18 protein-coding genes are annotated in these 26,230 nt (G+C 38.0%); 7 read left to right on the top strand and 11 right to left on the bottom strand.

Annotated elements, in window-relative coordinates; translation table 11 throughout:
- The 9 genes from H513_RS0114255 to H513_RS0114210 all read right to left on the bottom strand — a co-directional run bounded on the left by H513_RS0114255 (position 1) and on the right by H513_RS0114210 (position 14,943).
- Complete coding sequence (locus H513_RS0114255; protein WP_026801331.1) at positions 1 to 3,108, bottom strand: type I restriction endonuclease subunit R; 3,108 nt, start codon at positions 3,106 to 3,108, stop codon at positions 1 to 3.
- Positions 3,095 to 4,411, bottom strand: coding sequence for a restriction endonuclease subunit S (locus H513_RS20985; protein WP_051240020.1), 1,317 nt, complete (start codon positions 4,409 to 4,411; stop codon positions 3,095 to 3,097). The genes H513_RS0114255 and H513_RS20985 overlap by 14 nt, the downstream gene beginning before the upstream one ends.
- On the bottom strand, positions 4,401 to 5,936 hold the full coding sequence (locus H513_RS0114245; RefSeq protein ID WP_026801330.1) for a class I SAM-dependent DNA methyltransferase: 1,536 nt from the start codon (positions 5,934 to 5,936) through the stop codon (positions 4,401 to 4,403). Before H513_RS0114245 ends, H513_RS20985 begins: the two co-directional genes overlap by 11 nt.
- Positions 5,929 to 6,456, bottom strand: a complete 528-nt coding sequence (locus H513_RS0114240; RefSeq protein WP_026801329.1) for a hypothetical protein — start codon at positions 6,454 to 6,456, stop codon at positions 5,929 to 5,931. Before H513_RS0114240 ends, H513_RS0114245 begins: the two co-directional genes overlap by 8 nt.
- Positions 6,457 to 6,511: 55 nt before the next feature.
- Entirely contained in the window at positions 6,512 to 8,425 is a 1,914-nt protein-coding gene (locus H513_RS20980) for an N-6 DNA methylase (protein WP_051240018.1), read from the bottom strand.
- A gap of 68 nt (positions 8,426 to 8,493) precedes the next feature.
- Complete coding sequence (locus H513_RS0114230) at positions 8,494 to 8,802, bottom strand: DUF2325 domain-containing protein (RefSeq protein ID WP_026801328.1); 309 nt, start codon at positions 8,800 to 8,802, stop codon at positions 8,494 to 8,496.
- 526 nt (positions 8,803 to 9,328) lie between these two features.
- Positions 9,329 to 12,190, bottom strand: coding sequence for a type IV secretory system conjugative DNA transfer family protein (locus tag H513_RS20335; RefSeq protein ID WP_051240015.1), 2,862 nt, complete (start codon positions 12,188 to 12,190; stop codon positions 9,329 to 9,331).
- Positions 12,183 to 13,550, bottom strand: coding sequence for a replication-relaxation family protein (locus H513_RS0114215; RefSeq protein ID WP_026801327.1), 1,368 nt, complete (start codon positions 13,548 to 13,550; stop codon positions 12,183 to 12,185). The genes H513_RS20335 and H513_RS0114215 overlap by 8 nt, the downstream gene beginning before the upstream one ends.
- 757 nt (positions 13,551 to 14,307) lie before the next feature.
- Positions 14,308 to 14,943, bottom strand: a complete 636-nt coding sequence (locus H513_RS0114210) for a hypothetical protein (RefSeq protein WP_026801326.1) — start codon at positions 14,941 to 14,943, stop codon at positions 14,308 to 14,310.
- A gap of 631 nt (positions 14,944 to 15,574) precedes the next feature.
- On the opposite strand from H513_RS0114210, the gene H513_RS20330 reads away from it, so the two are divergent.
- From H513_RS20330 to H513_RS0114185, 4 genes are all read left to right on the top strand, one after another.
- Positions 15,575 to 16,795 carry an MFS transporter gene (locus H513_RS20330; protein WP_051240013.1) on the top strand — a complete coding sequence of 407 codons (1,221 nt, stop codon included), beginning with the start codon at positions 15,575 to 15,577 and terminating at the stop codon, positions 16,793 to 16,795.
- Between the two features lie 31 nt (positions 16,796 to 16,826).
- Complete coding sequence (locus tag H513_RS21690; RefSeq protein ID WP_154655260.1) at positions 16,827 to 16,967, top strand: hypothetical protein; 141 nt, start codon at positions 16,827 to 16,829, stop codon at positions 16,965 to 16,967.
- A gap of 117 nt (positions 16,968 to 17,084) precedes the next feature.
- Positions 17,085 to 17,945, top strand: a complete 861-nt coding sequence (locus H513_RS0114190) for a class I SAM-dependent methyltransferase (protein ID WP_211226517.1) — start codon at positions 17,085 to 17,087, stop codon at positions 17,943 to 17,945.
- Between the two features lie 24 nt (positions 17,946 to 17,969).
- The gene (locus H513_RS0114185) at positions 17,970 to 18,863 is read left to right on the top strand and encodes a JmjC domain-containing protein (RefSeq protein WP_026801324.1); all 894 of its coding nucleotides are present in this window, start codon (positions 17,970 to 17,972) and stop codon (positions 18,861 to 18,863) included.
- A 122-nt stretch (positions 18,864 to 18,985) separates the two neighbouring features.
- On the opposite strand, the gene H513_RS0114180 is transcribed toward H513_RS0114185, so the two are convergent.
- Entirely contained in the window at positions 18,986 to 19,642 is a 657-nt protein-coding gene (locus tag H513_RS0114180; protein WP_026801323.1) for a hypothetical protein, read from the bottom strand.
- 73 nt (positions 19,643 to 19,715) lie between these two features.
- Positions 19,716 to 20,951, bottom strand: coding sequence for a ParM/StbA family protein (locus H513_RS0114175; RefSeq protein ID WP_026801322.1), 1,236 nt, complete (start codon positions 20,949 to 20,951; stop codon positions 19,716 to 19,718).
- A gap of 432 nt (positions 20,952 to 21,383) precedes the next feature.
- Here H513_RS0114175 and H513_RS0114170 point away from each other — a divergent pair, with 432 nt between their 5' ends.
- From H513_RS0114170 to H513_RS0114155, 3 genes are all read left to right on the top strand, one after another.
- Positions 21,384 to 22,100 (top strand): hypothetical protein, encoded by a 717-nt coding sequence (locus H513_RS0114170; protein ID WP_026801321.1) that lies wholly within the window; start codon positions 21,384 to 21,386, stop codon positions 22,098 to 22,100.
- A gap of 844 nt (positions 22,101 to 22,944) precedes the next feature.
- Positions 22,945 to 24,327, top strand: a complete 1,383-nt coding sequence (locus H513_RS0114160; RefSeq protein ID WP_026801320.1) for a hypothetical protein — start codon at positions 22,945 to 22,947, stop codon at positions 24,325 to 24,327.
- A gap of 489 nt (positions 24,328 to 24,816) precedes the next feature.
- Positions 24,817 to 25,677 (top strand): tyrosine-type recombinase/integrase, encoded by an 861-nt coding sequence (locus H513_RS0114155; protein WP_026801319.1) that lies wholly within the window; start codon positions 24,817 to 24,819, stop codon positions 25,675 to 25,677.
- Positions 25,678 to 26,230: the final 553 nt, after the last annotated feature.

The raw sequence follows: 26,230 nt of genomic DNA, 5'->3' as shown, positions 1-26,230 counted from the left end.
CTAATAACTCTCGTTACTCGCCATTAACTCAGCTTGTTGAACAACGGTATCAATCGCCTTTTGCTGAAGATCAGGTGGATAGCCATACTTTTTCAAGAGGCGCTTTACGGTTATCCGCATGTTAGCTCTTGCTGATTCACGTAAGTTCCAGTCAATGCTCATGTTCGCTTTAATGGACTTTGTCAGCTCATGGGCAATGGCTTTGAGCGTTTCATCTCCCATCACTTCTTCTGCTGATTTATTGTTCGATAAGGCATCATAGAAAGCAACTTCATCATCTGATAAACCGGATTCTTCACCCCGGTTGTAGGCCGCGTTAACTTCTTTAGCGAGTTCAATGAGTTCTTCAATGACTTTTGAAGCTTCAATGGTCCTCTTATTGTACTTATTCAGAGCGTTTTCTAATAGATCAGAGAATTTCTTGGACTGAACCAGGTTTTTTCGTTGGATATTTTTGATTTTTCCTTGTAGCAATCGGTTTAATAATTCCACAGCCACATTCTTTTGAGGGATAGCTTGCACTTCTTGTAAGAACCCGTCTGAAAGAATGGAGATATCCGGATTATCAATACCTAAGGAGCCATAGATATCTACTACTTCTTCTGAAATAATAGACTTCGAAATTAACTGGTTGATTTGAGAGTCGATTTGGCTGCCTGTTTTCTTCTTTTTTCCTTCCGGTAACAGCTTAATCACTCCGGACTTTACCGCTTTAAAGAAGCCAACCTCTTCATTTAACTGCTGTGCTTGAGAGGTGGTGGCACACAACGCATAAGCTTTAGATAATTCAGTCACAAGGCGCACAAAGTCTTTCTTTCGTTCTTCTCCAAGGCCGAGCACATAATCGACGGTTTCTATAATGGCTTGCATACGATCAGTTTGTTTCTCAGAATAGAACTTCTGATAATCGTGACCGTGTAGCATATTCTGCAGTAATTCATACTTCTCTTGCATAATCTCTGCTGCTAAATCTGTATCGACACCCGCATTCTTTTGGTCGCTTTCTGTGTATTGTTTTAGTGCTTCTTTTAGGTTATCGGCAAAGCCAATATAATCGACCACTAAACCTCCGGGTTTATCTCGGAAAACTCGGTTCACTCGGGCGATAGCTTGCATGAGGTTGTGCCCCTTCATGGGTTTATCAATGTACATCGTATGCATAGAGGGTACATCAAAGCCGGTGAGCCACATGTCTCGTACAATAACAAATTTTAATGGGTCTTTGTTGTCTTTCATTCGCTTGGCCATATATTCTCTTCTCCGTTTATTCCCTGTGTACTTATGCCAATCTTCAGGATCACTGGAGTTTCCGGTCATAACGATTTTGATGGCCCCTTTATCGTCATCGTCGCTATGCCAATCCGGACGGAGTTTGATGATTTCTTTGTAAAGATCAATGGCAATACGACGGGACATAACAACGGCCATCGCTTTCCCGAACATGGCTTCTTGTCGACTTTCAAAGTGATCGACCATGTCCTTTGCTAATCGTTTCACTCGTGACTCTGCCCCTGCTAACGCTTCCAATCGCGACCACTTTGATTTTAGTTTTTCCCGTTCATCAAACTCCTGGCCTTCGGTAAGGTCATCGAGTTCTGTATCAATATCCGTCGCTTCATCTTCTGGCATATCTAATTTAATAATACGACTTTCATAATAGATTTTAACGGTTGCTCCGTCTTCCACGGCTTGGGTCATATCATATACATCAATGTAATTCCCAAAGACAGCTGGTGTGTTTTTATCTTCTAGCTCTACAGGTGTTCCGGTAAAGCCAATGAAAGAAGCATGGGGTAAGGCATCTCGTAAGTATTTTGCAAATCCGTATTTCAATCTGGCTGATTTTTTACTCTTACGCACTTCGGCTTCGAATCCATATTGAGAACGGTGGGCCTCATCCGCAATGACAATCACATTTTTTCGGTCGGTAAACGTTTCTAATGATTCCTCTTCTCCTTCGGGAGCGAACTTATGCATTGTGGTAAATACAATCCCTCCTGAATTGACGGAAAGAAGTTCTTTCAAGTGCTCTTTGGAAGTGGCTTGCTTTGGTTCTTGTCTAAGAATCGAAGAAGACTTTCCGAAGGTAGAGTAGAGTTGTTCATCCAAGTCATTCCGGTCGGTTAACACCACGATCGTAGGATTGTCTGCTCCTAACACAAGCTTTCCGCTATAAAATACCATCGAAAGGCTTTTCCCGGACCCTTGGGTATGCCAAATGACGCCGATTTTACGGTCCCCTTCTTCGGCAATAGCTCGACCTGTTTCTTTTACGGCTTTATTCACGGCATAGTATTGGTGATACGCTGCGAGGATTTTTATTAAATCTTCATCATCTTCCTGAAACAGAATGTAATGCTGAATAATATCGAGTAACGTTTCTTTCTGAAACATTCCACGGATAAGCACTTCGATTTGAGGAATGGTATTTGGCGCAATGGTTTTACCGTCGATCGTCCGCCATAAGGTAAACCATTCTTCATTAGAAGTGAGGGTGCCTACCCTGGCATTCACACCATCACTAATGACCATGAAGGCATTGGTTTGAAAAAGCGTTGGAATGGTAGCTTTATAGGTTTGAAGTTGATTATAGGCTTCTGAAATGCCTACGCTTTCATCGGATGAACTCTTCAGTTCGAATACGACTACAGGCAATCCATTCACAAACACTACGACATCGGGGCGTTTGTTGTTCCGGCCTTCCACCACGGTAAATTGATTGAGTACCAGAAAATCATTGTTCTCTACGTTTTCGGGGTCTAAGACCCATAGCTTTTCCGTTCGTTCCTCTTCCCCGGCACGGTTTGTCGTGACATCAATCCCATCCGTAAGAAAGCGATGGAAGTCCCGATTGTTCATTAAGAGGGACGGGTGTTTCGATGTCTTCAACTGACGAAGGGCTTCTTCCAATTGATCAGGATTTGCCTGGGGGTTTATCGTACCTAAGGCATCATATAACCTATCTTCCAAAATTACTGTTTGATAATCATGGCGTTCCGGATTTCCCCCCTCAGGGGAAAGATCCGGTCCATGAGCAATTTCATAGTCTAGTTCCTCAAACCATTCGAGTGTAGCTTGTTCCAGTTCATCTTCGTTAAACCAAGGCATCTTCCATCACCTCACTTTCTTTATCTAAATTGATTTCCCCTGATAGTAGCTTAGGTAACAGTGTATCTCTCACATCACTAAGAGTATCCATTTGAGTTTTTAATTCCTCTGCCTGTTTAAAGCTACTATCAAAAATTTCATTATATTTCTTTAATAGATGTTGTGAAGGAACTGGTACTCTGATCTCTTTTAAAACCGATAAACTCACATTGGCTTGAACACCTTGGACAACCTTCGATTTTACGTCCTCTTGAACACTTTTAGTCTTTAAAAGTTGATATACAAGATTAAAATACATTGGATTTGCCAACCTTATAAAGGCAATTGCTTGATTAATATTACGTTCTTTTTTTAATTTATTTACGTAAGATACTCTTCCGATAGTTCCTGCAATCGAAAACAATATATCATTTTCTTTTAGTACAGATCTTTTTAATTTATTTTGGTGGATACTTAAAGGAATCTTCTGAGTACTTTTATAATTAATGACTCCATTATCAGAAATATCTCTTACTTTTATGAAATATACTGATAAGTCATCTACAGCACTATCTAAATCTTTTCTGGTAGGGGTTGTTCCTTTCGATACTGTAGTAACAATATTTCCTAGTTTAGTTACTTCCCACCCTTCAGGAATCAATCCGAGCTCACTTTCCACCATCTTTCCGCCACTGGAACGATATGGCTCCCCGTTTTCATTCGGGAATTCAAAGTCGATAAACCAGCGTCTGAATAAAGTTCGAGCTAGTTCTTCCAGGTTGGAAATGATGTTATTATTTAATTCTATTTTTTCATTAAGAGTCCTTAATGTCGCTCCAATTTGTCTTTGAACATCCATTGGAAGCAACGGAATTTTTAAGTTTTCAAGCATTTTTTTATTTAAGGCGGCTCTTGTTCCACCTACTTGAGCAATAGAAATTAAATATTCTTGCATCTTGAATGACGTTAAAATGGCTAAGAGGTAATATGTATCTATTACCTCTGTGTTACACCTAATTATTGCTACATGCTGATTAACTCTCGCAGGAAGCAACGAATTAGGTACCAAACAACATCGTGCTACTGAATCTCCAGTTATGTTTATTAATATATCACCTTCATTAATGGTAACATTTTTCAGCTTATCTGCTTGTGCTTGAGTGATATATGCTAACCCCGCATAAGAAAAATCATTGTTATAAACATTTTGACTTCTGATTAATGAAAATGGACCTGACTCCAAGTATGACTGTTTACCACCTTTTGGAGTTGCTCCACTTCCAATTTTTGATGTCACTTCTTTAAGAGTTGTCTCATACTTCAAACCCAATCCCCCTCAGTGTCTTACGAATCTCATCTTCTAGCGTTTTCGATTTCGCAAACTGCTCCGCCAGTTCACCTGTTAATCGATCCATTTTGTCTTCAAATGGTTCTTCATCTTCTTCTAGTTCTTCCAATCCCACATATCGACCAGGTGTTAAGACATACTCATGTCCTCTAATTTCATCCAATGGGGCTGCTTTACAGAATCCAAGCACATCTTCATATTCGTAATCATTGGTTCCGCGCCAAGCATGGAAGGTATCGGCGACTTTTTTGATATCTTCATTCGAAAATTCTTTATGGGTACGGTCCGCCATAAACCCTAGTTTCCGCGCATCGATGAAGAGCGTTTCTCCTTTACGATTTCGTTGTCCTCTAGTTGCCTTATTGCGCGTGACAAACCAAAGTGAAACTGGTATTGATGTCGAATAGAATAGTTGCCCCGGTAGTGTCACAATACATTCGACGAGGTCGTTATCGACAAGATTTTTTCGGATTTCTAACTCACTTTTCTGACTTGTCGACATCGAGCCGTTAGCTAAGACGAAACCAGCAGTTCCAGATGGGGCTAGTTTCGAAACCATGTGCTGGATCCAGGCATAGTTGGCGTTTCCTTCTGGAGGAATTCCGAACTTCCAACGAGCGTCGTCCAATAGACGATTTCCTCCCCAGTCACTGATGTTGAACGGAGGGTTCGCCAAGATGTAATCCGCCTTCAGGCTCTTGTGCAAATCCTTATGGAAGGTATCGGCATGTTCACCGCCAAGATTACTGTCAATTCCACGAATAGCCAAGTTCATCTTGCACAAGCGCCAGGTCGTTGGGTTGGATTCTTGCCCGTAAACCGCGATGTCTCCTAATTTTCCTTGGTGATTCTCCACGAATTTCTCACTTTGAATAAACATCCCACCTGAACCACAGCAAGGGTCATAAATGCGCCCTTTATAAGGTTCAATCATTTCAACAAGTAATTGAACAACAGAGCTAGGTGTATAGAATTCTCCTCCGTTCTTCCCTTCAGCACTTGCAAACTGAGCGAGAAAATACTCATAAACGCGACCTAGAACATCACTGGCTTTGCTTTTTTGATCTCCTACTAGAATCGAAGAAAATAAGTCGATCGTTTCGCCCAAGCGTCGTTTGTCGAGATCAGGGCGTGCATAGATTTTAGGAAGAATCCCTTTTAAGGATTCGTTTTCTTTTTCTATTGCAATCATAGCAGCGTCGACCATTTGACCAATCTCTGGCTGTTTAGCATTCACTTTAAGGTAAGACCAACGAGCTTCTTTCGGTACCCAGAAGATGTTTTGGGCTAAGTATTCGTCGCGGTCTTCTTCGTCCGCATACTCTTCTTCTTTTAATTTGGCATGTAATTCTTCAAAGCTATCCGAAACGTATTTCAAGAATAAGAGGCCGAGCACGACGTGCTTATATTCAGCAGCGTCCATGCTCCCTCTCAGTTTGTCGGCCATTTGCCATAGCTTTTCTTCGTATCCGATATTTGCACCTGTTTCTTGTTTAGCCAATCGTAACTCCTCCTTCAATCATGGGTAAGGTGACTCGTTTAATTCGTAGGGTATTATCTTTGCCTTCTAACTTGTCGGCTCGGCCCGTTCCATAGACTCGGAGTCCGTTTTTTCCTTTTACGGCTTTTACGGTAATTCGGTGACTCTCTCTTTGAAAGCCAATGTCCAGGCAATCTTTCGCCTGTTCCAATGTTAAGATAGCAATTTCGCTATCTTGCATTTTATTATGCTGTCCACATACAAACGCAAAAGTATATTTCTTTCCGTTGTCTTGATACTGCTTAATTCTCTCCATTTCTTCAGTTGAAAAGGAAAACGTCCAAGTCTTGGTATGATTATTCTTACGTGAACCAGGACTAGACACGTACTTCGTATAAATTTCATACTCTCCGTTGTCGGTTGTAACCGAATAAATACGCCGGTTTTCTCCAGGTTCTACAATTGCTGGAGCCATGCCGTTATTAATAAATACGGACAGTAGAGATCCGTAGTAAAAATCAGCTTTTCGAATCGTGGTCATATCCTTCTCCCCTTATAGTTATATTGTACTAAAATTTGCAACCCCTATGGGGTTACTAAAGTCGTTTTTGATCAAAAGCTACAGTAATTTCCATCTCTTTGTATAAATCCATATAGGACTCTTTCTGTTGTTGCTCAGCTTCTTTAATCGCTTGTTGATAGTCTTTATTAGCTTTTTCATAAGAGTTTCCGATGTGTTGTTGCTTGTCATAAGGCAATTCAGGGACCGGAACTTCTACAATTTCTTTTAAACTGATGACTTTAACAGCAGATCCTTTTTGAGAGGAAGCCAAATAATATTGTCCCAAGGGACTTTCAAGATAAGATTTTAGAAACTGCGCATGATAGTTTGGATTCGGCCGTAAGCCAATGAAATTATGAGACAAGATGACTGCTTCTTCTGTCTCTGGGACTACGGCAATTTTGACGGTTGTTCCTCGAGCTGAGACGATGACATCCCCTTTTCTCACCACATATTGCTGAGCTTTTTTGCTATCTTTGATGGTCATGGTTTGAAGAGTATCAAATTGGATTTCTCCATTCTGGACATCGGTCAATTGAATCACCTTATACTCGTTGCCGGGTTCCTGCTGTTGGGACTTTGAGGGCATATTTATTCCGCGATATACTTCAGCTGCATCTCCTAGGTCCTGCTTGGGTACGTTGTGATTCATAAAAGATTTACTGTTCACTGTCACCGTTCCAATTGGGGAATCTACATCGTCCACGTCGAAATATTTACGGATAGAAAGAGAACCTTCTTCAATCTTTGGTAATTCTACAAATCGGCTGTATGCTTGAATTTCACTTCCATTATGGAAAGTCTCTACGATTTTTTGGATATCTTCAGAGCGTAGTTGATTGTTACCTCTGCCTTTCTGGAATTCTTCGGCAGCATCAATGAAGAATATTTTCTCCTTGCGATCTTCGGGTTTGTCTTTGTTAATGAGTAAGATAGCAACTGGAATAGCAGTGTTAGAGAATAAATTCGAAGGCAGACCGATCACCCCTTCAATTAGGTCGCTTTGAATCAGTTCTTTACGAATTTTTCCTTCTGCTCCTCCTCGGAACAAGACACCGTGTGGGACAATTAGAGCTGCTTTTCCTTCGGTATTTAGGGAAGCGATAGCGTGTGAGATAAAAGCCATATCTGCATTAGACTTGCTCGGTAGACCATACATAAAGCGCCCCATTAACTCATCCTCTACGGCTTTACGGTCCCAAGAAGCAGAGAAAGGAAAATTCATCATTACGTAATCAAATTTCTTCAAGCCATGCCCCTCTTTGAAGACAGGATTGAGTAACGTGTCTTCAAGTTGGTAGTCGACTTCGGTTATGCCGTGAACAAATAGGTTGATTCGGCCAATGCTCCAAGCATTTCTGTTTTTATCTTGAGCATAAAAGGATAACTTTTCATGGTTGGGTTTCGCGTAGCTATACCCTTCGGAAAGCAAAAGTCCGGCCCCAGCAGTTCCATCGTACACGCTACCTTCGCGTATATCTAAAAGCCTTGGAAGAAGGGCGTTGATGGAATACGGAGATAAATGTTCGCCTCCCTTCCAGCCTTGTGATTCCATATAACGGTATAGGAGATTTTCAACTATCTTTCCAAACTCCTCTAGTTCAGGGCGTTTGTATTTATTTAACACCATTACGAATTTAAATAATGTAGACTCCTCTCTAGAAGAAAACTCCGCAGCTGTAAGGGCTTCTTCCAAGAAAGGAATGGTTTCTTCTGCTTCTTTCGCAGCTTTTTGTAGTCGTTCTCCAATTTCAAATCCATGTTGGGTCACTTGACTCCATTTGATTTCCTCTGGGATTGCAAATTGATCCAACTCCTCTATATACATTAGCGCTAAAGAGCTCAACACAACTTGGATATCGTTCATTTGCTCTCTGATTAGGGTTGGGTCGTTTCGTAACACTTCTAATCCTTCAAATACTGCCTTTTGGTAATTGATTTCTTTCATATTAACTCCTCCATTTTCGTTTTATTTTATAAAGTAATTAAATTACTTTATTGAGTGACTTAAAAAAATTAACCTACTTTGGGCTTCATTCGTTGGATCGCTATTGTAAAAGCATTCGTCGTTCCTGTTCCGCGAGTGTAAACAATGGGTTTGTTATATCTTTTAGTTAGTTCTCGTATTCTCCACATATTATCATGGGAGCATGCATTGATAAATAAAACGACGCAATCCACTTCTTTAATGTGTTTTTCGAAATAAGTATGTGTTCGCCTTTCCTTTTTATAATCAGCTTTATGGATGACTTGAATGTTAAGTTGTTTGCTCTTCTGAGCAATTGATCTATAGTTTTTTCCTCCTACCATCAACACCTTTTTCATTTCGGCCACCTCCGAAGTGATTTGTTATACAAAGTATAATTGAATAATCGGAAAAAGTAAAGTCTTTATCGACTAAAATTTAAAAAGTAATCAAATTACTTTTTAAATTAACGGGATGCATACTATAAAAAATAACCCGCTCTTTATATACTCTTAACGGAATCGTAGGGTGGGTTACTCGTCTTAACCGCGCCACAGCATTCTGTGGTTGGATTACTAAGGTGATCGTGTTAGCGCACGAGCACCGCTTTTTATATAGAATAGGAGGTCCGACTATGATTTCAACTATTCTTGCTGAAATAAGAAAGTGGGAGATCAAGTCACAGGAAAAGAGACACTTGGGTGTGAGGAGTCACGTCTTCTTTCGTAAAACATCTTGATATTGAGGTATGTACCTCGGTTCCTCTTTATTTTGAAGAAACTTTATATGCGTAACGCCTCATGTATATAGATATTATATATAGTTATTCATAATATAAAGAAGGAACATCGAGGTACAAATAGGTGAAAATCGCTTTTGGTTACTTTATTCTCTATTTAAACTATCTAAGTGCCTTTCAATCTCTTGCTCAAAAAGCGGGTCAGGCTCACTAATCTCTCTATTATTTGCTTCGATAGGTAGATTAGTTTTTTCTGTCTCACCAGGGAACATCTTGAACATATTTAGTTCATCAGCACTTAACTCGTCATCGTCTATCATAGAATGAGAACCGCTCTTAGGGCTTGTGGAGCTAGTTTGACTACTCTCCTTCTCTTGTAGCAATGCTTCCTCTACTGAAAGGACTCTATTAGTCGATTGGCTAACAGAATCTTTTCCTTTCTCCGCTTCCTCTTCATCTAAATCGTCGATAATCATAGAATCCACATGCTGCTTAGACTTTGGAGTGTGTTGCACCTGTGAATCGTCATCCCTTGTATCATTGACTATCCTGTCGTTCGTTTCTCTATGAGAAGCGGTACTAGATTCAGCGGGTGGATCTAGAACTGCTGTGGAAGTGTTAGAGGGTGTTACTTCATCTACCGTAGAGATAACTGTTCGAGGACGTGAAGAACCTCGATTTAACTCTAATAACGGTGGCTCTTCTACCTCCACAACCTCTTCTTCATTTGAATCTTCCACTATGGGGGTTTCATTCAAATACAATTCTTCAGGAGGTACATCTTCAGTTAGGATCTCCTCGGCTTCTTCATCCAATCGTTCATAATTGTCTTGAGCATTAAATGTGTCGGCCCACTCCTTACGCTTTTGCAACCAGAAAATACCCTTTTCACGATCTGCTAAGATAGAAGCCTTCGTAAACTCTTCCCGCGGTACAAAATTAGCTTGGATTTGCTGTACCTGTATAGGTTTGTTATCCTCAACCAATTTCACAGCACACACAAACTTATCTTGAAAGATAATGTCACTAGGAGACATTATGACTTCGCGTTCTTTAGAGGTGGTAAAACCTTCCCTCATAGTCGAACCATCCAACATAGAAGATACGGATTGTTCAGAACCGCTTTCCTTGTATTCGTCCTTCTCTCCAAATATGGAAGAGAACAACGTAGCGGTTTTCTCATCCACATCACCATAGCAAAACTTATGCCGACAGGTCGCTAGGAGAGTATGTAGGAAGTCATCGGAGTATTCTCGAGACAACTGAGCTACTGTTTGAGCGACAATGGTGATAATCGCCTTGTACTTACGGGATTGTGCAGGGAACGAAGCGAATGGTTCTGTAATGTAGTCAGGGAATTCATCTATAATCATGCTGTGGAAAGGACTCACGTTCGGCTCTCTCCTAAATACGGCATTTTGCATCATTAACACTACGAATCTACCAATCGTATCAGACAAGCCACCCAACTCACCTTTAGCGGTGTTTACAATAAGGAGCCCACCTACTTCTAAGTGAGTATCAAAGGAGAAGTCACTATGTCCAAACAACACCCGTCTAACAAGTTTGTTCGCGCTAATATCATTTAAGATGTTCCGCAAACCAACGACAAACGTTTCTTTAGTATCGAAGTATTCGTACTCATTATTGTAAGGGCTGGACTCATCTTCTATACGGACTTTCATGGAAACTGCACCTTTGCGTTCCTCTTTGATTGCTAGACTTGCGTCAAACCATTCATCTATCCCCTTCACTATCTTCCAATGGTTTCGTTCATCTCTATCCTCAATATAGTTAATATTTTCAGGAATCGTCTGTTTCAATCTCACATGCATATGATGGACCAGCTGCGCATTGTTGTACATATCAATCAAATCATCGAAAGTCGGGACCGCTTCGGGATCATGTAGCTTCAGTAAATACACATAATGCTTTAGGTGTACCCTTTGAGATTGCTCAAAGAAGAATTCCGTCTGCTTTCCAATGCCTTCAATAACCTGTACAAACGTTTCGGCCACTTTATCTGTTGGACCATGAAGCGGGTTTATAGATTTGGTATTGGGATTGGTCGGGTCTATATAATAAATCGCTTCTTCGGGAATGTCGTGAGCCAAGGCTAGCTTATAGGTTTTCTGACAGAGGTCGTTAGAAGGCTCTACCACCGTTATCCCGTTTAGAAAATTCCCTTTAACATCTTCTGAATGGAAGTCCTCTTGTTCGTATGCTTCAGGTAAGCCATTAATCATTCTAGCCATGTGCTTTAAATCGTTTGAAATCATAGGCAATACTAAAGCGGATGTCTTACCTGACCCAATAGGACCAATAATGACGTTGTTTAACGTGCGGTCTTTTCCTTTTTGAAGAACCATCTCTTTCGTTTTAATATTGGCACCTAACTCCACATCTGGATACTTAGATACTTCTTGCCTATCGAAGAAGTTTTTGAATTTCGGTAAGCTAATCTTCCATGTACGAACAAATTCATTGGTTTCATGCTGGTATTGGGTATACAAGTTCCCGAGCCAAAACATGACCAACACACTTATTACAAGCGGTAGAGATAAAAGCAAATAAAGTAACCCATTAATATCCGCTACCATGACCTCTTTAAACGTCGTGTATCTAGGATCAATCAACTCTAATTGATTTAGAAAGAATGGGAATACCTCAGTGTATACCGGAGCGGAACTTGTCCAAATGTATTGAAAGAATATCCCCATCACCATTAGAATCCCAAATCCAAATCTGAACACCGGCTTTTGGAATGCTATGACTCTTGTCGCCAGCGCCCAACCTACAATCAAGAAAAGGGTTGTTAACCCTAGTTCAATTATTGAAGGTTCAAATGGGTTCCCTAACCACCAATTCTCCATGGGTGGTGAAGAAATGGGAGTAGTAAACAATAGAACATATTTAACAATCCCTCTAATAGTTAATATTAGTCCAATCACTAATAACGTACTAACCAGTATTAAAGGCATATTGCGTAGGATTTTCTCCTTATTCATAACCTACCTCCTGCACTCTTGTCTTTGTTAACCTTTTGTATATCCCTGTGTTACAACCTGGATGAGCAAGACTCTTAATACTAGAGAAGAAAACGTGCTCATCGCAATTAATCGGAACATTGTCATAGATAAGTTCATCGTGGTCGTAGTAAACACCGTATACTCTTTTCACCGGAATTCCTGCAGCATTAAGTATGCGTATGGTTGATTCATTAGATAGGGACTTCAGTCTGGCTAAACTCTTTACATCCCCTTCCCTTAACATGAAGAATACAGAAAGAGATGGACTTGAAGCGGTCCCCTCTTCCTCAACAATATAGTCTGGTTTAATTCCGACTTGCTCCTTAATGGCAGTGAGAACCGTTTCCTCTATATCCTTTGAACGTTTGGTTAATGAGAAAGGATAATCTGCTTTTCTTGCTAATGAGCGATAGAACACTTTCATACGGATCTTTCTATTGTCTTCAGTCAAGGGTTGGAGCATTAAGGGTCTTGGCCCAACCTGTTTTGTTCGTTCCATGCTGATAACTTGTAAATTCAAGTTACTATTTATAAAGCCCGGGAGTTCAATTATTAGTTGCTTAATGTTAGAGACACGTCTACTCCTGTTATTGTTAGCGGCTATTCGAGTCGGAAAGCTTTTGTCGATGATTCCGAATAGAACATGGTGTTCTTCATCTTTGTAATAATGCGCTAACGTCATGTACCTCTCTAACTTATCTACAATGTGTCTTTGCACCTCTGTTCCGCTATCGCATTCAATGGAGAGTAGCTTATTATTGGATTTTATAATCCAATCTGGCGTTAACAGAACACTCTTACTCTCCATATCAAGATAAGGGTGAGAAGATGGGTTTATTGAATGGAGATTGGTGAAAACTTGTCCAGCTTCTACATCATTGTGCGCTTGATAAGCCTTAGCCCCCGTTAGTGTTCTGATTAACATCTCCTGTGTAGCTAAGTAATGGTCATAGTTGGTCTTAGAGAATAGAGAATATAGGTGGTTGGAATCCATGTTCGCTTCTAACAACTTGTAGTCTTGGAGAAGCTCTGCTCCTTTATCTCCTAAGCGGTATACATTGTATTTTTGCGCGCCAACACCATAGTCTAATTGTTTACTAGCTAGTACATCGTATTCTACGAATTTGTTTAACCGTTTCCTCATCGTCCTGTCGTTAATACTGTTACCGAAGTAATCCACGAAAAGACTCTCCAATTGTTTGGTTTTAAGAAGCCTGCTAGTTTGCAAGAAGGCAAAAAGCTGCATATACCTTTCATCGACCACTAATCTCCTTTGATAGATCCCCCCTTCATAAACATGCTCCCCCGTTACATCGAACAAAGGGTTTTCATTAATCAAGATGTTCGACCTCCCTTAAAACAAAAAAATCCCTGAAGTCATATAAGAAAGTTAACGGTAACCATTAACTTAACTCATATCACTCCAGGGATTCTGGTAATGTTCTTATTTAGTTAGTATCGCCCTAATAAACATGCCTTTGCATATTACAACGAATAAACATAAGGATTTATGTATTAGCTGCGAGGATTTCCAATATAGAAAAACTACTATAAATCGAGAGATTTGTCCATATCTACTCACTCATTAAGACACTAATAATAATAAAAACACAACCCAATTAACAGTGCAAAAACGGCTCTTATTATTAGTGTTTTATTAGTGCAATTATATATTTTAGTTGGGATTCAGATTTCAAAGAAAACACTAGAGTATCAAGGGTTTAGTCGGTTCCACATGGAGGCCCTACCCCGGAGGGCACGGCTGGGTTAGCCCTCCGCATATGGTCTTATTAACGTTAAAACACTGTTTGTAAATGCAAAGAGCATTTTAACAATAACCATGTCAGCAGCTTGTTAATGTAGTGCATTAAAGATGCATATGCGATGTTAGTACAATAAACAAATTAATGTTTGTTTAAAGGAGGTAACCCTATGATAGAACGGCTAATGTAAACTCATTTCAACATCTATATAAGCTATAAAGATGTTATATATAACTTATATATAATTGGTATATAACCTTTTGGACAGATTGTTATAATAACCAGCGCTTTCAGCTGTTACATCCGCTCTTATAGACACTGGGTTACGCACTATCAATCTATGTGTTCATCAATCCACCTATTGATTTTATTTATAAAGTTATGTTGAGTTGCTCGTAGCTCATCGAACAACCCCAACACAAAATGCGAAAAGGTCAAAACTTCATCTGAATCATTACTTTTCCTTAATTCCTTATATAGTTGAGAGAGGTGCTTTAGTCTTTGTGGTTCTAGACTCCCCGAAATGTAGTCTTTTAGAATTGAATGCACAATTTGAGACTCTGAAATTGTCTCTTCTAAAAGAAGCGAAGCAGCGGAACCAATTGTCATATCCAAGGCATATGCAAAGCTTGATAAGTCCTCATAGTCTCTTTGGCTAAAGCGCATACTGACTCTAGATTTCTTCCCCACAATCCTCCTAGTTCGTGAAGTTTCTAGAGTTTCATCACCTATATATATAATGGTGTCCCCCATGTAGTAATCTCGCTTAAACGACTTGGAAACGTGTTCTATGACCACTTTAGAACGTAATCCCCGCAAACTTAATTCTTCCGCGATATCTTTTATAGGTCTGAGAGTGACATAGGACATTGTGCTAATAAACTCATAATATTTTTGACTAACAAAAGGCTTTACATCCCTTTTCTTATCCGATCTAACTTGCCTAACCTTTTTATAGGTCTCTCCCATCTGTCCATCACCCCTTCAAATAAAAAATAAGTCTAGGACACTGTCTTAGTGTCCTAGACTTATTCTATTTAGCAGGGAGGATGGCTATGTATATTTTCTACGTATCTTGGTCATTTTAGTAGTAAAAACCTCATGGAGTTGAATTAAATGGCTATTAAATTATCAGCAAAAGACAAGAAGAAGCTACTTACAAAGATGATGAAAAGCGGGGCGAAATATAATATTCCAACGAAAAAGAAAACAAGCAAATGATGACAGTGGCGTATCCTCTAACAAGAGCCTATCTCCCTGTAAAACTTTTTTAAAGTGCTCATACATTTTTATCTTCTAAGCACTTCTAGGCTGCACTATAAATTATCCCCCATTCTATTTATTCGAGTTAAAATAATCGCTATTTTCAACAGTGGAAACTGTTAAATCCCCTATAACTACTTTTCATATCAAATATCTATCGCGCTTGAGATTCCTCCTCTCTCCAGTCAATTATTGAACAAGTTGGTTTCAATTTGTTTTTATATACAGAAAATTTAAAAAACTGGTTGACTGCCAGTGGAATTTCTAGTAAATTTTCACCCAGGTCCTTACAATACATTATTTAACATTTCACTCTATTTAATAAGCGAGGAATTTCATGAGGGAATTATGGAGCGTATTAATTAAAGAAAAACCATACCGTAAATTAGTTTCAGCAAATTTCATAAGTGGCATCGGAGATTGGTTTAGTAGCGTAGCTATACTAAGTTTACTTCTACAATTGACTGAATCAGGCTTAGCCGTTGGAATAACCCTAGCAGCACGCACATTACCATTTTTAATAATGGGACCAATATCTGGTTATTTGTCTGATCGGATAAATAAAAAGATCATACTTATTGTTTCTGATTTTTCTCGAGCAATTTTGGCTCTCTCTTTACTATTGATAAACACAAAAGAAGACATATGGATTGCCTATCTAATATCAATTTTCCTAGTGGTTTTTTCTGCACTATCCCTACCAGCAAGACAATCTTTGATTCCCAAAATTGTACATAAAGAAAATATTCCAGTTGCAAATTCTATTGATCAAGCCTTGGGTGGAATCAATATGACATTAGGGGCGTCTTTGGGTGGCCTAGTGAGTGCATTAGTGGGTACACAAGTAGCATTTATATTTAACGCTTTTACGTTCGTTATTTCCGGAATTTTAATATTAAGAATTAAATTTAACGTTTCCTTGCATAGGCCAAACGATATAACTCACCACCCACCCAATAATGGTACATTCTGGAGTGAGTTTAAGGATTCATTGCTCATAAAAGTTATAGCCATCCAAGCTTTTATTTGGCCTATAGGCGGAGGAGCCATTAACGTACTTATCAGTGTTTACGGGTATCAAGTTTTTCAAGAGGGAGACCGTGGTGTTGGGATATTATATGCATGTTTAGGTATCGGCTTTTTGATTAGCGGTATGGTAGCCCACCTATTTAAACGGTGGATTGTTTTAGCAGTAATTTTGTCTACTGTTATTGAAGGCGGAGCACACATCTTAGTGAGCCAATCTCCAAACATATGGATGGCAGCAATTTTCATTCTTATAGCTACCGTAGGTGCAGGTATTGGTAACGCTTCATTTACCTCTCTTACTATGCTAGTAGTTCCCGAATACGTACATGGAAGGGCATTTGCTTTGAGTGAAACAGTTTCGAACGTAACAATCGCTATTTCAATGATGCTGACAGGGTTTTTATTAAACTTCGTATCTGCACAGACTATAGGTTTTTGGGCGGGATTAATTATAGCTAGTACATCTATTACAGCCCTTCCACTAATAAGACTTAAAAATAACAAAAGTCTTTTAGGAGCTGAAGCATAGAACATTTAATTCTTTAAAGGGGGTGAATACATTGAATCAAATCGAGGAATTAGTTAAATTTACCAAAGAGAACAACGTTCATGTGACAGATGAATCCAATGAAGTTGTCAGAGCTCAATCTTCTTATCCAGTGATCTCAATTAAGCAAGATACTGATATTTTAGAAGATTAATGTTCCAATAAGGAAGGGTATTTCACATTACCCTTCTTTTTTTATTATTTATTACTACAGCAAGCATTGATAAACGAGGTGTTTCAATTGAATAATTTAAATCAAATTATAGACGACATGAGTAAATACAATCAGTTTTTTCCCTTTAAGAGACTAACACAAGAAATAGGGAAAGAGTTGATAATTAGAGAAAATCTTTATAGTGGTGCATTTTGCGATTATATTGCCGACTTAAATTATGGAGTTAACTGGGATTCAAATCTGGTCATTCACGGATTGGGTAAAATTGATTTACAGACTTCCCCACAAGGGAACGTGGTTGATTTATGTTGTGGAGACGGCAGGTTGACTAAACACCTTCATGAGAATGGATACAATACATACGGGATAGATTATTCCAAAGAACAAATACAGAGGGCTCAAATGCAGTACCCCCATATAGAATGGGTATCGGCCGACCTGCTAAACGAAGAAGAATTCCTAAAGAAGTCACCCGATTTACCAGTTTCAGCTGCAGTAACTTCATCAGCCTCGGTTAATTGTTTTCACACAAGAGAAGAACTAGAAACATTTTTAAAAAATACTCAACTTGTATTAGGAAAAAGAGGTTGTAGTTATTTGTTATTACCTGTTTTCGCAGATGAAGCCATACCTATATTTAAAGAGAATTTTGTTGGAAAGACACTTTGTCACCCATTTAACAGAAAGCTAGATAATGAGAATATAATGGCTTGGCTGAGTTTACTTTATGATGATAAGAGAGAATCACTAATTCAACCAGTATTAATAACTACAAATGGAGAAAACAGTAGTATTCAACATGAGTTTTGTTATTCAATTGATCGGATTTGGACTGAGAAAGATTTATTAGATATTACATCTAACTTAGGTTGGAAACTTAAGTTTAATCTTTCAAGTAATGTAATAGGTGGCGGCGCGGATCGTATGCCTTTTACTTTGCTCGCTTTTGAATTTTAATGATTTGTAAAGAGAGGTAATACAATGGGAAGCTTAGATTATATCTTGAATACTTTAGAACAAATTAATAAAGAAGGGTATTGGTCAAACAAACCCTTTTTGCGACGAAAAAAAGAAGAAGATTTAGATTGGACTGAAGACGTTTTTTCCACGGAGGCGTTGAAGTGGCTATTAGTAGAGGCGCGCATTCCCGAAGAATGCTTTAGGGTAATAAAAAACGGAATCCCTCAACCTCACCTCCACTATTCCAGACCAATTTACGTTGGTCAAAAAACCATTGGTAATGTTTTAGATGGCAATAAAGCTTCAGAAGCTTTAAAGGATGGAGGATCTTTATTACTTACAGCTTTAGAGGAATACTGGCCTCCGTTAGGAGAATTGTGCAGTAAGATAGGAAATAAGATAGGGACAAAATGTGCTGCGTTTGGTGTGATTACACCACCAAATCAAGGAGGGTTTGTTCCCCATATAGATCGTACAGAACAAGTAGTGATTCAATGTGAAGGGACTAAATTATGGGATGTTTACGATATTTACAAACGCGGTAATAAGGGTCAGGAAGTTAATATAGAAAATTTACCAGAACCATTGATGCACAAAGATATATCTACAGGTGATATTCTATACTTACCTCAAGGCGCACCTCATGCTGCTAAAACAACAGAGTCAATCAGTATACATATTACTCTAACATTCGAACCTGTAACTATGGAAGATTGGATAATCTCTGGACTCAAATCCACAATTAATAATGATGAGGAATATAAGATGTCCTTACCTCCTTTTTATTTCAATCAAGAAACCACCTACTTAAAATTACTAAACGAAAAGCTATACGACATAAAAGCCGAGTTAAATACCCAAGTTCAGCAAAGAGCCATAAAACACATGAGTAAATATCGCTCATTGAATAGTTAATTTAATCCGACTTGCATTGCAGTATCATAACAAATATCAACTTAACACAAAAAGCCCAAAGCAAATAATATGCTCTGGGCTTTTCTACTTCAAAAAACATTAATTAAGTTCCCCTACCGGTCTTAACTACTAAACATCCAGCTAGGTAAACCTTCACCATCTTCTTCGCCATCTTCATCTGATTTATCATTAATAAATTGGTGCTCATTATTGTTTATATCCGTATTTTCATGATGCTCTGCTAACTCTTCTTCCAAAGCGTTAGGTCCATTCTTTTCAATAGATTCACTCGGTAGTTCTTGTGGAAGTTCTTCCATGCCCCCGCTCTGCTCCCCGCTTTCAACTTTATCAACACCGTCTTCACCACTGTGTTGTTGAGCACCATTATTAGAGGTGGTTTTTTGATAATTTAACCGGTTTGTTACCTCACTGTTTTCAGCCGGCTTGCTTATCACTTTGTTAGCATTTGAATCAATCACTTCTTCACGGTGTACATTAGCACTTGGAGCATTGTAAGGCTTGGTAGCTTTAGCAGACTTCACTTTATTAGCCATTTCTAAAAAAGGTATTACATCACTTGGTCTTTCGGGATTTCTTCCTGAAGGTACAGAGCTTTGAACATCAATTTCTCCAAATTGCTCAACAAACATCTCTATTGCTAATCTAATACCTTCGTTAACATTAGATTGTGCATTTATGAAGTCGATTACAACTGGGTTATCACTAAGATAAAACAAGTGAGTATCTCCAGCTTTTTTTTCAGGTTTTCTCTTTGCCATATAGGAGTCACCCCTTCACTTTTCAATTTATATTGAATTAAGAGGGGTCAGAGGCCCCTCTTAGAAATTGTTATTATTTAGAACCTTGCATTTGTCTCTTCTTCAATTGGTCGTAGATACCGTTTTTAAACAACATGTCCAAGCCATCAATATTCATTGTAGTTGCATATTCTGTAGGAACCCATAGAAGTTTAATACTTCCATTTTTACGATCTTCCAATTCCTCTTTTAACATGTCGTATAGGTACTCCTTCATCAATACGGAACCACCTCCGTACACCATTACAACATCCACTTCATTATAAACTCTATCCAATTGCTCTGTTACTGCGTCAAAAACAGACTGAATTGGAGCTGCAACGGACTGTCTAATATAACTTAGAGCTTCTTTATGATACTCAGGATACTTTTTAGGATGTTTCAAATACTCACTATACTTTTGACGAGATATATTTGGGAAACCTGATTGTTCCTTGAATTCACCTAATGCCTGATTAATGGCCATAGCAATACCAACGTTAATACCCATAGCTTTCTTGTCATCAAATTCATGACCTTCTGTAATTGGTAGTTCAGTTGTCCCTTCTCCAATATCAACATGCAATATCTTACCCTTTTTAACTAAAGAAAGAGCTTTATTCGTATCTATATCGTACTCTTTCGTAAATTGAGCTACGATATCTTTCGTTCTATCTTTGTTGCCCGCGACCGAGAAGATAGCAGCAGTACCTTCCGGACTTACAAACACATATTCAAAGTTGATGTTAACAGTAACTTTATGAACACCTACATAAACTATTACTTCGTGTGGACCATTCATGAACTTATCTCTTAATTTCTCTTTTGCCCCATCTTTCTTATACTCTGTAACGGGCAATGCAGTTACGAAATCTACTTCAAGATTAACTGTCGTCGGTATTTCTTTATTTTGATCAAAGGCTCTTTGGACTCCTTTTGCAGCCAAAACCCCCAGCGTGTTTACAACAGGAATGTCGGATTTAGATTTAAGCACTTTTCCAGCCCTCATACTATTAACCACTTCGCTATGTTCTAACGCTGCTTTTCCTATGTAGTAATTCTTAGACATGCGAACTGCAGGTGAATTTAAACTAATAAACAAGTCATCCATCAAATTGTTAATCAACACATCATCTGGTTTATCCCCTACCGTATCGAAAGAAAATTCAATGCCAAACACATTAGGTTGTCGCACTTCCTCTACATGATCTCCTATAGCTAAACGCAACACCTGTTCTGAGTTACCCATATCCTCACTAGCTCTAACTTTATAAGTAATTTCTTTTTTCACACTAAATTCCTCCTCTGTCCAACTAACTGCCCTTATATTACCACAACATAAATATATTAGCAACAAACTACCTGTATATGGGTTATATGCGGGTTATATATGAGTTATATATTATATGATTGCTTCGCAATTGTTATTCTATTAATAGCAGATAATCTATTATTAAAAATGCAAAGATAACCTATCATTATACTAATAAGAAGATATCACAAATAGTTAATTAACTTTGTTTGTTTATTGTTATTCGTTATCCTATTACTAAGTTATCCGAAAACGTCAACTTTCGACTTATGTGTTTAACAATAATCTAGCAGCGCGACCAGTAAGAATCCGTTAATTAACAATTATTTCACATTCTTATATTGATTGCTTAATGTTGTTCTATCATTTATAAATAAAGTAGATAGATTCAGGAGAAGGAGGACTTGCACATTGACTTATGAAGGTTTTGACGAGACAGAAGGTTCTTATTGGCGTATAACAGACTTTGCCAGTAAAGTCTCTGAAGTGTGTGGTGATGAAATACATTACGTTTCTGTAGACAGATGGTTCGTTACTCTTGAAAAACAAGGCATTCATTATGTACTAAGGTCACAAGGGAAACGTTTATATGATGAAAGGGATTTGGAGATAGCTGTTTACATTAAACAGGGGAGGGATAGAAAGTTACCTTTACAACCACTATTTGAACAGATCCCGCTAAAATTTGATGTGCGTCCATTTCCACACGATGATAACGATAAAGAAAGCAACGAGTTAGTGGATGTTAATGAACTACAAAAAGAAGTCATCGCAAACACTATAGCAGCAGTGCAAAAAGAGAATGGCAACTTATATAGAGACATGTCTTCTTTGATAGACGAGAAGCTTGATAGACTTACAACATTACTACCAGGCGAAGAACAGAAGGCCACAAATAAAATTGAGGAAAGGCAAAACCGCCTTAATGAAACCTTGGCATTAAAGAAAATTGAACAAAAGCTACGGAAGAAAGCTCTGGGAGAATGGCTTAAAAAGCCAGAAGGTGAACGTTTTACTGGAGTCTTATTTAAAAAAGAAGATATTAGCAAGAGGGACCATTTTATAGAATCCTACATGGAAGAACATTATGAGGAAGAATATAAGAGAGAGTTCGGCATTGAAGAATAAATAATCAATTCTTTACTTTTGGTTTTAATAGTATTACAATAATTACGAGATGATGATTGATGATGATTTTCTAAAAGACATAGTTACCTTAAGGAGAGATAATTATGTTAAATATGTCTACTAAAAAGAAATTAGATCTAGCAGTTATAGGAATGTCGCTAACGATGATAGGGTTAGGGATTGTTATATTCCTTGTTGGCTAAGGTGTACATAATAAGCGCGCAAAACTCTTTCAAAAGAAATTGTATTGCGCGCTTATTTATTTTTAGACACAAATAAAGGTCACTACAACGTTGTAGTGACCTTTATCCTGACAACACCAATACAAGCAACCTTGTCATTACAGAGATCCATCTAGGTAATGAACATAGAGCTGTTTTGGCTTATATTATTTTATTAGGTTTATAATATATGATTCTACAAATAATGTCAATGTTCCCAGGGAGACTATTCCTATTTCGAATCTCCTATGTTAGAATACTAGCATGTGAAGTGTCTGACAACACCACCTTACAAGGGATATCCTTGTCGTTTTAGGGAGAAGTGTACATTTTAGTATGCTAAACCACTTGGTTAATCGGACATGGAGCTTTTTATTTAACACTAAAATTGAACAGAAAAAAAGATGACCGTTGCAGCGATCATCTCATTCCATCTAGTAAGTTAAGAAATCCTTAAACACCTTACAAAAATTGCAGTTTTTGTAGGGAGATTTCCTATTGCCTTTTTTATTGAGTTTACGTCTCTTATTATACTTCATAGATACTAATTAATTCAAGGCGAATAGGGAATCACAAACACATTTTTGCACTGTTAATATGTGCCTAATCAGAGGTGATTTTCTATGTTAAGTATCAAATCAATGCAATATGACGAAATAAAGAAACTAAACTGGTCTTCACTGGTTCTCATGCCATTAATCGAAAGACATTGTGATTATACCGGAGAGGTAACCGTAGACCCTACTCATCTAAGGGAATATCAAGTTATGGATAAGAAGTCTATTGTTAATGGTATTAACGGTTTACTCAAGGATGGCCGCTTATATTGGTCTGATGATAACCGTTTGTATGCCAACTTTTACACTTCATACAATGAACAGGATAAGAAACGTACATATTTAGCTCATTACGACATTTTATATAAGGGCGATTTCTTAAATGCTACTTCCAAGCAGATGAAATTAATGTATAAATACCTGACCTCTGTTGGTTCGATAGGGGATTGGTTTACTATCAACGTTGAACACCTATACCAGAACAAACTGAAAAGTAATCAGAAGGGTATAGATTGTTTTTATAATTTCACCGATTTTTCAAAGTGGTTCCTTCAAATGGTCCAAAAGGGGCAAATTCAAGTCAAACTTGGGGATCAGGGAGAAGTACTTACTAAAAATAGTGAAGATTTAGTTGAGAAATTTTATACATACTGCGAAAAAGGTAAGCATAAGCGAAAGAAGCGTGTCGTTAGCGAGAATAAGCTACATAAAATACACCTCCGTATCCCCAAGGAGTACAATGCCAAGAACCAGTACCAAAACATTGGGTACATACGTGATTTGCAACAGATTGCTAATTTTTACAACTACGACATTAATCTTTTCTCAACATCTAAGTTCAAAGAGCTTCTACAGGTTAAGAAAACCATGTATAACCTATTTGAGCAGAAGGGGATTGATGTTTATCGAAAAGCGTTGAAAAGCTTCTTTAAGGAAGAGGGGTATCGACTACCAAATATATTAAGCAGTGAAAATGGTGGTAAGCACCTCAAAAACCATATCCACCGCTACTACATCATGCCTCTTATCAAAGACATGCTAGTAGGATTTGTTAAAAAGGTTTCCTATTCCTTAAAACAACAGGACAAGTCTGCACTTTTTGAAAGCATGAAAGATAATGGTTACGGATATAACGCTGCCTTTGCACGTTACTATACCCAATATTCCTTTAAAGGAGATTATACCCCTGCATTGAAACTCTTTGCTTTGGAGCTACATGGACACATGAGCAGTCTCTTTGAATTAAAAGGACTAGACCCCTCATTTCAATTATTGTACGAATTAATCTCACCTGTTTATAAGGCATGTCGTGAAGAAAGTTTAATAGATAACGATTTGGTCCGCTTACAAGAACAGGCTAGACTACATAAAGAATTTTGGAGAACACACATTGAGCCGCAGCAGAAATCTAATGTGAAGTCTATCTACTATAATTGGCTGGATGAATAGGTCTAGGTTTATTTAAGTCATAGCCTTTTAGCTATCGCATTTTGAAAAGGAATGCTTGATGGCTTATTAAGTATACTCTTTTTTAAGATAAGCCCTTTATTACACTTACTAACTGAATCTGTAGCATTTAAATTAGCCCTCTTTTCTTTTGAACTTTGTTCTTTCAAATGGAAAGGGGGTTAAAAGTGCGTCTGCACTGTTAATTTATAGTGAGAAAAAAATAGTTAAACAGCTAAAAAAGTAGCTTATAATTGACAAACGTAGTTAGCAAGGGAAAATACACACAGCTATTAAGTTTGCCAATCTTCATGCCACCTTTGTTGTCGAGGGGTTGAGGATTGTCTATGCCACCTTTATTTATTTCTCTATGGTTTTGATTTAGGTTTGAGATTTATCTATGGAATTAAAGGTAATTAAATTATTGCCCTGTATATGTTGGATATTTAAACTATTTGGCATGTATAATATTAAGTGAAAGAGGTGATATTCATGCCCAACGGATATTCTATATATCTGAGAGAGGAAAAAAAGAGAAGTGAAATCACTATCGATGAGCACGTTAGACAGATCCAATACTTCTTAAACTACATTGATTCTAAATATCGTTATGAAAAAGTAAAAGAATTATATGAGATATCAGTAAAAGACATTAAAGACTATATAGCCTTGAAATCTGAAAAAGGATTGAAAAGTAAAACAATCAACAAGATATTGGCTATCTTAAAGAGTTACTTTGACTATCTAGAAAGAGAAGGAATTATTGGTGTCGATCCAGCAGCTAAGTTAAAATATAAACCTCTCGAACCTGTGAAGCGGGAGTTTAACTACGAAAGATTACTAGAAGTCTTCGATTCAATACTCGACAACCCCCATTACAGCCTTCTCAGGAAATGCGTATTCATTTTTGCTATTAAAGGCATACGTATAAATGATTTACATTTCACTAAGGATGATGTGAAAATATATAATCATTCCGCAACTATTGTTACTGGCCAACACAAACAGAGAACAATTCATCTAATAGGTAAAGAGTATGAAGTATTTATGGAGTTTTATAACAATAAACTCTTTGAATCTAGCGAATACGTCTTCACTTCTAGAAGCTCCAAGTCTGATGAGCTAACACCAATTGATAAAGTCACCGTTTATATAAATCTAAAGGCTATTTCCGAAGACCACGATTTAGAATACTTCTCTCTAAATGACATTAGACTGGCTTATTGTCACTACCTATACTACAAAGAACATGTTTCCATTAAAGAGATTGCGAGCATCATGGGAGTTAGTTCTGAGAGTGTTACTGGCAGTTTGAAACGGATTAGAGAGAGCATAACCGCTATTGAAACGTAAACCAAAAGGGTATACAATTAAATAGCTAATAACTAATAAACAAATATCGAACGGAAATTATCCGCGAAAGTCTCTGGACCTGTAGTGTATCTACAAGTCTGGAAGCTTTCGCGGTTTTTTTTGTAGGAAGGATGATTTCTGATTGGGTGAGAGTGAGAAACGAGAGGGTAAGAGCTTCAGTCCATTAAACAACCGATATTATAAAGATTTATTGTTGTCCTCAATCATGGGGGGAGGGGAGTACCCTTTCAACAATAAGCGGGAAGTGTACTCTTACGTTACACCTGTAAAGCTTGAGAGTAGAGGATACTTAAAACATTATATAGAGCACCATGGATTGAACAGATGGGTCCGCTTGGGCCGCGAACATTTATATTTCTTAAAAAACAATTATGTTGATTCATTTCTAAGTAACTACTACTTGCATGGACGAAAACTTTTAACTACCAGGTTACAACCCAGTTGTGTAACCATTCAAGCGGTGTATTTGTGGCTAAACATATTTGGTACCAGGGTGATGGATGGCTTATCAGTCGCAACTACTGTAAGTCCT

The organism is Pontibacillus halophilus JSM 076056 = DSM 19796 (genome assembly GCF_000425205.1).
Taxonomy (GTDB): Bacteria; Bacillota; Bacilli; order Bacillales; family BH030062; genus Pontibacillus_A; species Pontibacillus_A halophilus.
The sequence above is the reverse complement of the archived record's forward strand: the minus strand, read 5'-3'. Positions and strand labels throughout refer to the sequence as shown.

Excerpts from the sequence above, each read along its gene's own strand:
- H513_RS0114255 (WP_026801331.1), bottom strand. The coding sequence starts at position 3,108 with ATGCCTTGGTTTAACGAAGATGAACTGGAACAAGCTACACTCGAATGG.
- H513_RS0114240 (WP_026801329.1), bottom strand. The coding sequence starts at position 6,456 with ATGACCACGATTCGAAAAGCTGATTTTTACTACGGATCTCTACTGTCC.
- H513_RS20980 (WP_051240018.1), bottom strand. The coding sequence starts at position 8,425 with ATGAAAGAAATCAATTACCAAAAGGCAGTATTTGAAGGATTAGAAGTG.
- H513_RS0114230 (WP_026801328.1), bottom strand. The coding sequence starts at position 8,802 with ATGAAAAAGGTGTTGATGGTAGGAGGAAAAAACTATAGATCAATTGCT.
- H513_RS20335 (WP_051240015.1), bottom strand. The coding sequence starts at position 12,190 with ATGAATAAGGAGAAAATCCTACGCAATATGCCTTTAATACTGGTTAGT.
- H513_RS0114210 (WP_026801326.1), bottom strand. The coding sequence starts at position 14,943 with ATGGGAGAGACCTATAAAAAGGTTAGGCAAGTTAGATCGGATAAGAAA.
- H513_RS20330 (WP_051240013.1), top strand. The coding sequence starts at position 15,575 with ATGAGGGAATTATGGAGCGTATTAATTAAAGAAAAACCATACCGTAAA.
- H513_RS0114190 (WP_211226517.1), top strand. The coding sequence starts at position 17,085 with ATGAGTAAATACAATCAGTTTTTTCCCTTTAAGAGACTAACACAAGAA.
- H513_RS0114185 (WP_026801324.1), top strand. The coding sequence starts at position 17,970 with ATGGGAAGCTTAGATTATATCTTGAATACTTTAGAACAAATTAATAAA.
- H513_RS0114180 (WP_026801323.1), bottom strand. The coding sequence starts at position 19,642 with ATGGCAAAGAGAAAACCTGAAAAAAAAGCTGGAGATACTCACTTGTTT.
- H513_RS0114160 (WP_026801320.1), top strand. The coding sequence starts at position 22,945 with ATGTTAAGTATCAAATCAATGCAATATGACGAAATAAAGAAACTAAAC.
- H513_RS0114155 (WP_026801319.1), top strand. The coding sequence starts at position 24,817 with ATGCCCAACGGATATTCTATATATCTGAGAGAGGAAAAAAAGAGAAGT.